Origin of the sequence: Candidatus Seongchinamella marina (genome assembly GCF_026262685.1) — a bacterium.
GTDB lineage: Bacteria > Pseudomonadota > Gammaproteobacteria > Pseudomonadales > Halieaceae > Halioglobus > Halioglobus marinus.
On sequence record NZ_SHNP01000004.1, the window covers coordinates 513238 to 521433 of the forward strand.

At 53.1% G+C, this 8196-nt stretch carries 9 protein-coding genes; 4 read left to right on the plus strand and 5 right to left on the minus strand.

Going from position 1 to position 8196, the window contains the following annotated elements:
* From rsxD to EYC87_RS13640, 3 genes are read left to right on the plus strand one after another with little or no spacing between them, the layout of a single operon-like run.
* Positions 1 to 1032: an electron transport complex subunit RsxD gene (gene rsxD / locus EYC87_RS13630; protein WP_279253362.1), complete on the plus strand. Its 1032-nt coding sequence runs from the start codon at positions 1 to 3 to the stop codon at positions 1030 to 1032.
* Positions 1029 to 1676, plus strand: a complete 648-nt coding sequence (rsxG, locus tag EYC87_RS13635) for an electron transport complex subunit RsxG (RefSeq protein ID WP_279253363.1) — start codon at positions 1029 to 1031, stop codon at positions 1674 to 1676. Before rsxD ends, rsxG begins: the two co-directional genes overlap by 4 nt.
* Positions 1676 to 2389, plus strand: coding sequence for an electron transport complex subunit E (locus EYC87_RS13640; RefSeq protein WP_279253364.1), 714 nt, complete (start codon positions 1676 to 1678; stop codon positions 2387 to 2389). The genes rsxG and EYC87_RS13640 overlap by 1 nt, the downstream gene beginning before the upstream one ends.
* On the opposite strand, the gene EYC87_RS13645 is transcribed toward EYC87_RS13640, so the two are convergent.
* Genes EYC87_RS13645 through EYC87_RS13660 form a run of 4 tightly spaced genes read right to left on the minus strand, consistent with a single transcriptional unit; the run spans position 2382 to position 4819 of the window.
* Positions 2382 to 2786 (minus strand): DUF3805 domain-containing protein, encoded by a 405-nt coding sequence (locus EYC87_RS13645; RefSeq protein ID WP_279253365.1) that lies wholly within the window; start codon positions 2784 to 2786, stop codon positions 2382 to 2384. The genes EYC87_RS13640 and EYC87_RS13645 overlap by 8 nt on opposite strands.
* Position 2787: 1 nt before the next feature.
* Positions 2788 to 3255, minus strand: coding sequence for a ribosomal protein S18-alanine N-acetyltransferase (rimI, locus tag EYC87_RS13650; protein WP_279253366.1), 468 nt, complete (start codon positions 3253 to 3255; stop codon positions 2788 to 2790).
* Positions 3248 to 3940 carry a hypothetical protein gene (locus EYC87_RS13655; protein WP_279253367.1) on the minus strand — a complete coding sequence of 231 codons (693 nt, stop codon included), beginning with the start codon at positions 3938 to 3940 and terminating at the stop codon, positions 3248 to 3250. Before EYC87_RS13655 ends, rimI begins: the two co-directional genes overlap by 8 nt.
* A 48-nt stretch (positions 3941 to 3988) precedes the next feature.
* On the minus strand, positions 3989 to 4819 hold the full coding sequence (locus EYC87_RS13660; protein ID WP_279253368.1) for a glycosyltransferase family 2 protein: 831 nt from the start codon (positions 4817 to 4819) through the stop codon (positions 3989 to 3991).
* Positions 4820 to 5165: 346 nt separating this feature from the next.
* Here EYC87_RS13660 and EYC87_RS13665 point away from each other — a divergent pair, with 346 nt between their 5' ends.
* Positions 5166 to 7511, plus strand: coding sequence for a hypothetical protein (locus tag EYC87_RS13665; protein ID WP_279253369.1), 2346 nt, complete (start codon positions 5166 to 5168; stop codon positions 7509 to 7511).
* Between the two features lie 264 nt (positions 7512 to 7775).
* Here the strand turns inward: EYC87_RS13665 and EYC87_RS13670 are convergent, their stop codons facing one another.
* On the minus strand, positions 7776 to 7991 hold the full coding sequence (locus EYC87_RS13670; protein WP_279253370.1) for a hypothetical protein: 216 nt from the start codon (positions 7989 to 7991) through the stop codon (positions 7776 to 7778).
* Between the last annotated feature and the right edge of the window lie 205 nt (positions 7992 to 8196).

Consider the following 8196-nt stretch of genomic DNA (forward strand, 5'->3'; position numbering starts at 1 on the left):
GTGGCATTGATGCGCATCACATCGCCCCACGCGCATGGGCCGATGAGCACCGCCCGAGTCATGCAAAACGTATTATTGGCAACCGTGCCGGGAGTCATAGTACTAACGCACTTCTTCGGCTTCGGCACGCTGGTCAATATTATCTGGGCCTCCATTCTTGCGCTCGCTTTTGAGGCGTTGGCGCTACGTTTGCGTAAACGTCCACTGGGTTTTTATCTTGGCGATTACAGTGCCTTGGTTACCGCCGTACTGCTAGGTATTGCCCTGCCTCCTTATTCCCCCTGGTGGCTAATCGCGGTTGGCATTGCTTCCTCTATTCTTTTGGCCAAGCATCTCTATGGCGGCCTGGGCTACAACCCCTTCAACCCTGCAATGGTCGGCTATGTCGTCCTGCTCATCTCATTTCCGGTTCAGATGAGCAGCTGGGCCGCGCCCCGGGGGGTCGGCGAGCTGCCGGGGCTGCTAGATGCACTACAGGCATGTTTTACACCCGGTAATTTCGATGCGGTGACGATGGCGACGCCACTGGACCTGCTGAAGCAGAACAACAGCTTGTTAATGGACGATCTGTGGCAGCAAAATGTCCAGTTTGGGCGCTGGGCCGGCATCGGCTGGGAATGGGCCAGCCTGGCATTTTTGGCTGGCGGTCTGTGGCTGCTATATCAGCGAGTTTTCACCTGGCACGCACCGATCGCCATGTTGGTGGCTCTGGCACTGACCGCAGCATTGTTCTATGACGGGGGCAGCAGTGCCAGTGGCGGCTCACCTTTATTCCACCTGCTCAGTGGCGCGACTATGTTCGGTGCATTTTTTATTATCACCGATCCGGTCAGCTCAGCAGTATCCACCCGGGGCAGGCTGGTTTTTGGCGCGTTGATTGGACTGCTGGTTTACCTGATACGTGTTTATGGCAACTATCCCGATGCCGTCGCTTTTGCCGTGTTGATAATGAATTTCGCGGCTCCGTTTATAGACCAGTACACCCAACCACGCTCATACGGACACGCAGCGCGCAGGGAGAACAATGAATGATAGGCCAGTCCATCACTCGTAACTCGATACTTCTTGGCTTGTTCGCCATTGTTACCGGCACGCTTCTCGCCGGCAGTTACTTACTGACCAAGGATCGCATTGCCGAAGAAATTCGCAAGGCGGAAGAAAAAGCACTGCTGCAAATTATACCGAGGGCACGTCACGACAATTCCATGCTTGATGACACTGTACCTGTTGGGACTGGAGCCACTGAATTGGGACTCCGAACCGACAAGACAATCTATCTGGCGAAGCAGGGACAGAGCGTCGTGGCGGCAATTATTCCGGCCACTGCGCGAGACGGCTACAGTGGTGACATTGACCTGATTGTGGGCGTTAACGCCGATGGTAGTGTGGCGGGTGTGCGCACCCTTTCTCACAAAGAAACGCCCGGCCTCGGTGACAAAGTTGACCTTGCAAAAAGCGACTGGATATTGAGTTTCAATGGCAAGTCTCTTGGCTCCCCCCAAGCCAGTGGCTGGGCCGTAAAAAAAGACAATGGCCAGTTTGACTCTTTCACCGGCGCTACCATCACGCCACGGGCTGTGGTTGTGGCGACACGCAAAGTTCTGGAATATGCGGCCGCTAACGCCGAGGCTTTGTACGGAACGCCTCCCTCCAATTCCGAAGCAGGAGTACAGTAATGGCCGAAGTCAGCTACAGAGAACTGTCCCTCAATGGACTGTGGAAGAACAACCCTGCTATTGTCCAACTACTCGGCCTTTGCCCCTTATTGGCTGTTACCGGCTCGGTAGTTAATGCGATCGGCCTGGCCCTGGCCACCTGTCTGGTGCTGGTAACCTCTAATACGGCTGTCTCCCTCATCCGCAATATTGTCTCTGATGCTGTGCGCCTGCCAGTCTTCGTGATGATTATTGCCTCAGCCGTCACCTGCATCGAACTGCTGATGCAGGCCTTTGCCTACGAGCTCTATCAAATTTTGGGGATCTTCCTGCCGCTGATTACCACCAATTGCGTGATTCTCGGCCGAGCCGAGGCCTTCGCCTGTAAAAATGGCTTACTGCCCTCTATCTACGACGGACTGATCATGGGGGCGGGCTTTGGAGTCATTCTGATACTGCTGGGTGGCTTGCGCGAGCTGGCTGGCACAGGGGCACTTTTCGCCGATATGCAATTGCTGTTTGGGCCCGGCGCTGCGGACTGGAAGATCGTGATCGTCGATAACTACCAGGCGTTTCTGCTGGCTATCCTGCCGCCAGGTGCGTTCATCTTCACCGGGCTGATCATCGCAGTGAAAAACATCATTGATGCGCGCATTCAAACGCGATTGGATTCGCTTAAAGAAAGGCCCGTCAAGGGTTCCAAGCGGGTCAGGGTCACCGGCACTATCAGTTAGAGACCGCGATCAGGGTATCCAAAATTTCATCGACCGCAGAATCGTCCATACCCCGGTTTTCGTCCTCGCAGCTATAGGTAATAAATAGCAGCAAGGAACCTCTGGCCACATACCACTCCCGAATTGCCACGCCCTCCTCCTGATAGTCCGCACTTACGCCGCGAAAGTCTCCCAGGCTGACCGTGCTCCACTGCAGTGATTGCTCAGCTTCATCCCTCGCGATTTTTTCAACGGAGTCGGTGGCGAATTCGCCGCTTTCTTTATGCAACGTTGAAATCTCGATACAGCCCACATCATCATGGTCACCCACAAGGATACTGTCCTCCTCGGACTCAGCCCACCATTCCGGCGGCACCGCCATGCTCCACCACTCTGTTTCCAATACGCTGAAAGACACGCTACAACCTCCTGGACATTAGCAGGGCATCTTCGCGGCCTTGCTGCGTTTTGTAGTACTGGGGCCTCACCCCATCGATCACGAAACCATTGTTCTCATAAAGCGCCCTGGCTGCAACATTAGACTCTCGCACTTCCAGCATGCAACGCTTGAGGCCAATAGCGCACATATTGTCGAGTGCCGTCAGTAAGAGAGCCCGGCCGAAACCCCGTCCCTGGTAATGAGGGCTGACCGCGACATTGTCGATATTGGCCTCATCCAGCAGTCGAGAATAAATAAGAAATCCAGAAAAGCTAAGAGACACTTCACAGACGAATGCACAGTGCGAGTCAGCTGGAGCAGGTTCACAGTAGCGCGCCAAGGACTGTCGACTCCAGGGATTAGCTGACACCAGTGAGTCCAGGAACATCATTGCGTCGAGGTCTGACACCGCGGCGGCCCTCACCGCCGCACCGCAACGTTCAGGCACGCAGGACAATCGGTTGCAAGTCAGCCCACACCTGTTGCTTACAACCCGGTTCTTCAAGCATTTGCACAGTGCTGCAGGTTTCTACCCGATTAATGCCGCTTAACGGGGTGGATGGAACGAGGGCACCGCAGTCAGCTCCCAGTATCACCAGCGCACGGCACTTTTGTTCTTCAATATGACGAAGCAGAAAAGCGGCTACTCCGGCCTTGGCCGCCTCTTCGCCCTGATCTAACTGCGGGTTGTTGTGAATAGGCCAGTCGAGTTGGGCAATGCGCGGGCTGCCTGCTTCGCCGCAAACGGCTCTCGTCATGCCCCGCACCAGTTGCACTTGCTCTTTCGCCAGAGGCCGCCCGTTCAGTGACTCTACCCAGGCGATTCCGTCGCAAAATATCGCCACCAGGCTGAAACGAACGGCCGGTGTTAGTGGCTTTTCGCTTACCGCTGGCGCCACGTTTGCTACTGGCTTATCAACGGCCAATTCCACGCGCTGTCTCTGCGGTGGTTTTCCCTGAGGGGAAGGCTGTTCTTGCGCTGGCAGTGTTATTCTGGCCATCGGTGATTGCGCCTTGCGGACCAAAGCCAATCGCCGGGTAAGGGCGGCGCCGGGCAACTGTTGGCGAGAGACATAACTGTCTATCCCCATTGCCTGCAGGTATCGCATTCTGTTGAGTTCATTCATCGGCATCGAAATTATCGCTCCCCAGTGCCCATGTTAACAGCTTTCAATCCGGCGCTATATCCAACGCCAACCATGCTGGCGAAAAAAGCGAAATCCAGAGCTTGCAAACATCCTCAGATGTCTCCAACCCTTGCTGGCGGCATAGCCACCATGATGCACGATACGAACTGAGGGTGCATATAAGAGCGCGCCGAGACTCCCAAGTCGCATGGAAAGGTCAAAGTCTTCAAAATAGAGAAAATATCGCTCGTCAAAGCCTCCAACTTGGACCAGTTGGTCTTTGCGCATCAGCATAAAACACCCACTGGCCAGAGGTACGTGCACGTTATTATCTGCGCCGCAGACATCACTCATCTCATATCTCTGGAGCGCTGTCGCAAAAAAGCGGCGCCCAATCACGGGCAAAAAAGCCCGAAGTGCGAGCACCAAAACAGAGGGGTAGCGTTTACAAAGAAACTCTTGCTGCCCATCAGACCCTTGGGAATATGGGCTCACCAGCACTGTGCCCGGATCAGCACTGAGCAACGATATCGCTGCTTTTAACGCGTCGGGAGCCACATCCACGTCGGGGTTTAATACCAAGTGATAACCTCCCTGCCCCCGGGCAATGCCTCGATTGTGGCCTGCTCCAAATCCACGGTTTTCCAGCGAGCGCAGCAAAGAGTATTCGAGGCCCTCAACTCTCAGCGCTTCCAGTCCTGACTGGTACTCCATAGAGGAACCGTTATCTATTATGGTCACCTGCAGCGAAGCCACGTCTGAACCCACCACTTTCTCGGCTGCTACCCTCAGACTTTGGAGAGTTTGTTCCAACAATGGCAAGGAACTGTTAAACACCACAATGGCGACGGAAAGAGGCGGCAAATCAAAGACATTGTTAGACATGGTGTCAGTCTAACAGTAAGCACTTGTAAGATCGCCAATAGCGCATAATTTCGACAATCTCAGGCCAAATAGCAATATAAGTCTAAGTTTTATAACTTTTCCCGATATTTTTCTTTAATTCGCATGCCACGAGCTTATTATTTACTTTGGCATCCCGATACCAGCCTCCCGGCAAAGCCATAAAAGCTAATCGCCGTTATTCTTCGCAGGGCTTTTTCAGGGACGCATGATAAGCTGTAACAATGTGGGAAGGTGAATGGTTGACACTCTGGCGTTAAGACCCAGAATCAGGGATGTTGAATCACGATATTAAGACTCACTGGACAGTGAGCAATAGAGGACCAAGATGATGACACGATTCGCGACTTTCACCAGCCGACTGGCTGTCGCTTTGACCACGACGCTCGCTATTGCTGCATGCGGCGGCGGAGGCGGCGGAAGCGACGGCGGGTTCAAAGGGCCCGGTGAATCTGGCCCTGTAGAAGAATATATTGCGACTTACGACCTACAAGTGGCTCTCAAGGACTCAGAAGGAAACCCCAGTAGCACTGTAACCGCAAATCAGCCCGGCACTTTACAAGTGCTTGTGCGTGAACTCCAACTCCTGATTATTGACGGTGTACCGGTTACTGAAAACGATCCAAATGACATTGGCCCGCCGGTTCCTAATCTTATCGTTACCGCGTCTACCGACAGCGGGTTACTAGATCCATCCAGTGGTAATGGCCTGACCAATGCAGAAGGCGCGGTAACGTTCACTGTCCGCGCCGGCGCAGACCGCGGCGCGGGAACCATCGGTATTCAGGTGACTGATGAAAACGGTGAAATCATCGAAAAATTTGTAAACTTCGAAATTGGTGTGGGCAACCTCCGCCTCGGTCGCCTTGAAGGCACCACCTATTACGATGCCGAAATCGGAATTACACCGGACGGCACGATACCATCCAAAGGCGAGGCTATTCTGGACCTTGCAATTGTCGATGAAAATGGCCTTCCCGTAGGGACTGCAGAGAGCATCGATATCAGTAGCTTGTGTATTGATGTCGGTGACTCTGTCCTAACGCCGGCTAATCCTATCCCAGTGATTGGGGGTCGCATTGAAGTTCTCTATAAATCGGAGGACTGTGCTGGCACAGATGAATTGACCGCAGAGATCATCGGTGCGGGCTCTATGGCCTTCGGTACAATAGAAATATCCGATGCTATAGCAGGTGGCCTGACCTTTGTCCGCGCAACCCCAGAGCTGATTGTCCTCAAGGGCACCGGCGGAGGCCCCTCCAGGCAGGAAAAATCTGAAATTGTCTTCCGAGTAGTTAACGGGAACAATCAGCCCGTGGAAGACGTTGATGTTATCTTCGGTCTGACCACAGACGTTGGTGGCCTGAGCTTCTCGCCTAAAACGGCTACTTCTGATGCCGACGGTAATGTTTCAACGATTGTTTCTTCAGGCGACGTGGCAACCGTTGTTCGTGTGGTCGCGACCGCTGATGCAGGTGAACTCGGTGAAGCTTCGGCTGTCTCTGACGTACTCAAGGTAAGCACTGGCCTTCCTGACCAGAACTCGATCTCGCTTTCCGTTGAAGAGAGCTTCGTCGTGGAAGAGGGTATGACTAGAGATGGCGTAACACGCAAACTCATTGTGCGGATGGCAGACAAGTTCAACAACCCAGTGCCCGACGGCACTGCTGCCGTCTTCACTACTGAATACGGCTCAATTGAGTCATCTTGTGAAACAACTGGCGGTGCATGCGAGGTAACCTGGACCAGCCAATCCCCTCGCGTGCCCACGCTGGAAGAAAACCAGGATTTGGTGGTTACGATTAATGACAGTGGATACAGCTGCCCGAGCCACAGCGGCGCAAGCGGCCCATGTCCAGACGATTTGGGAAGCATTAGAGGCGGCCGATCCACTATTTTGGTAACCGCTATTGGCGAAGAGTCTTTTGTTGACAGCAACGCCAACGGGGTTTATGACGAGGGGGAGCGCTGGACAAACCTTACGGAAGCCTTCCTGGACAATAGTGAAAATGGGTTCTACGACTCGGCAACCACGTCTTGTGTCTCAAACCCTGACTCACTGACCTGCAAAGCCGGATCAGAGGAAATTTTTACCGACTTTAACAACAACGGCAGATTCGACGCAGACGGTGACGATGAGCTTAACGGCTACCCCGATGAAGGCGTGGAGGCTGTTTACAATGGCCTCCTTTGCCCTGAAGAAGGTGATGGAGTGTACTGTAGTAGAGAACTACTCAACGTTCGCGACAGTGCAGTATTGATTCTGTCTACTGACCCCAACTGGGATATTGCACTCTATCGTGGACGCTCTCCGATGACTGGAACCAGTTACGACGGTGGCACTTACACAGCCTACGTCTCAGACATCTTCAACAGCAAACCTACAGCAGGCTCAACTGTGAATGTTGAAGTTAGTGCACCTTGCACTATTCCGGGCAATTCCAGTTTCGAAGTTCCGAATACTACATCGCCCGGAGCTTTTCCCATTCAATTTAGCCAGGAAGGCGAGGTTGAGTACGATGGCTGCAGTGAGTCAAGACCTGATACAACGGGTGAGCTTACAATTACGCTTTCTCCGAACAGCGACGGACCGGACTACTCCGAGGCGTGGACCTGCTCCGCAAAGGCTATCGACATTAGCGAGCGAGACGAGTTAGGCAGCTGCCCTGAATAGACACTAAAGTCTCCTACGCTCAAAACCAAGCTGCGATTTTTATCGCGGCTTGGTTTATCTAGTAGAAACAAAAAAATCGAGTCAGTGCATCAACTCCACAGACGTTTCTGTGTAGAATTTCGTACCATCGCAGGGGTCTATAGGCAGTACAAACAATGTTTCATTTGCCCGGATCAGTCGCCAAGGGAAAGTGCAGACAATCAGTACATTGTATACTGACTGAAACCACGCGAGCCCGAGTGGACTCACGCTAGTATAGAGCTATTAACTGTCTTCCATCGGTGCCTGCTCGGCACACTCTCCAGATGCACGTGAACGCCATCCGTAAAGGGTGTTCTCATTGGTCTCGTATGCCATACCCGGACAGCGAGCATCCAGTACACCGTCACGGTCCAGGTCATAAGGCGAATAATGGACTACGCCATGATTGGAACAGCCGGCAAGAAAAGCCATTGCCACCAGTGCAATTGCAATACGCATCGTTGAATCTCCGTTGTAAATGTCTGTGACTATCCTAGACCAGAAAGTGGAATCGAGCCAGTGTGTACAAACAAAATGTGACCCAGCTGGCAGTACTAGTTTCTTCCCCATAAAACAAAACCCCCGCAGCCTACGCTACGGGGGTTTTACTTTTTAGATGCCTGGCAATGACCTACTCTCACATGGGGATACCCCACACTACCAT

What these genes read in the sequence shown, in the direction of transcription:
- EYC87_RS13660 (WP_279253368.1), bottom strand. Translation starts at nt 4,819, where the DNA reads ATGTCTAACAATGTCTTTGATTTGCCGCCTCTTTCCGTCGCCATTGTG.
- EYC87_RS13665 (WP_279253369.1), top strand. Translation starts at nt 5,166, where the DNA reads ATGATGACACGATTCGCGACTTTCACCAGCCGACTGGCTGTCGCTTTG.
- rsxG (WP_279253363.1), top strand. Translation starts at nt 1,029, where the DNA reads ATGATAGGCCAGTCCATCACTCGTAACTCGATACTTCTTGGCTTGTTC.
- EYC87_RS13640 (WP_279253364.1), top strand. Translation starts at nt 1,676, where the DNA reads ATGGCCGAAGTCAGCTACAGAGAACTGTCCCTCAATGGACTGTGGAAG.
- EYC87_RS13670 (WP_279253370.1), bottom strand. Translation starts at nt 7,991, where the DNA reads ATGCGTATTGCAATTGCACTGGTGGCAATGGCTTTTCTTGCCGGCTGT.
- EYC87_RS13655 (WP_279253367.1), bottom strand. Translation starts at nt 3,940, where the DNA reads ATGCCGATGAATGAACTCAACAGAATGCGATACCTGCAGGCAATGGGG.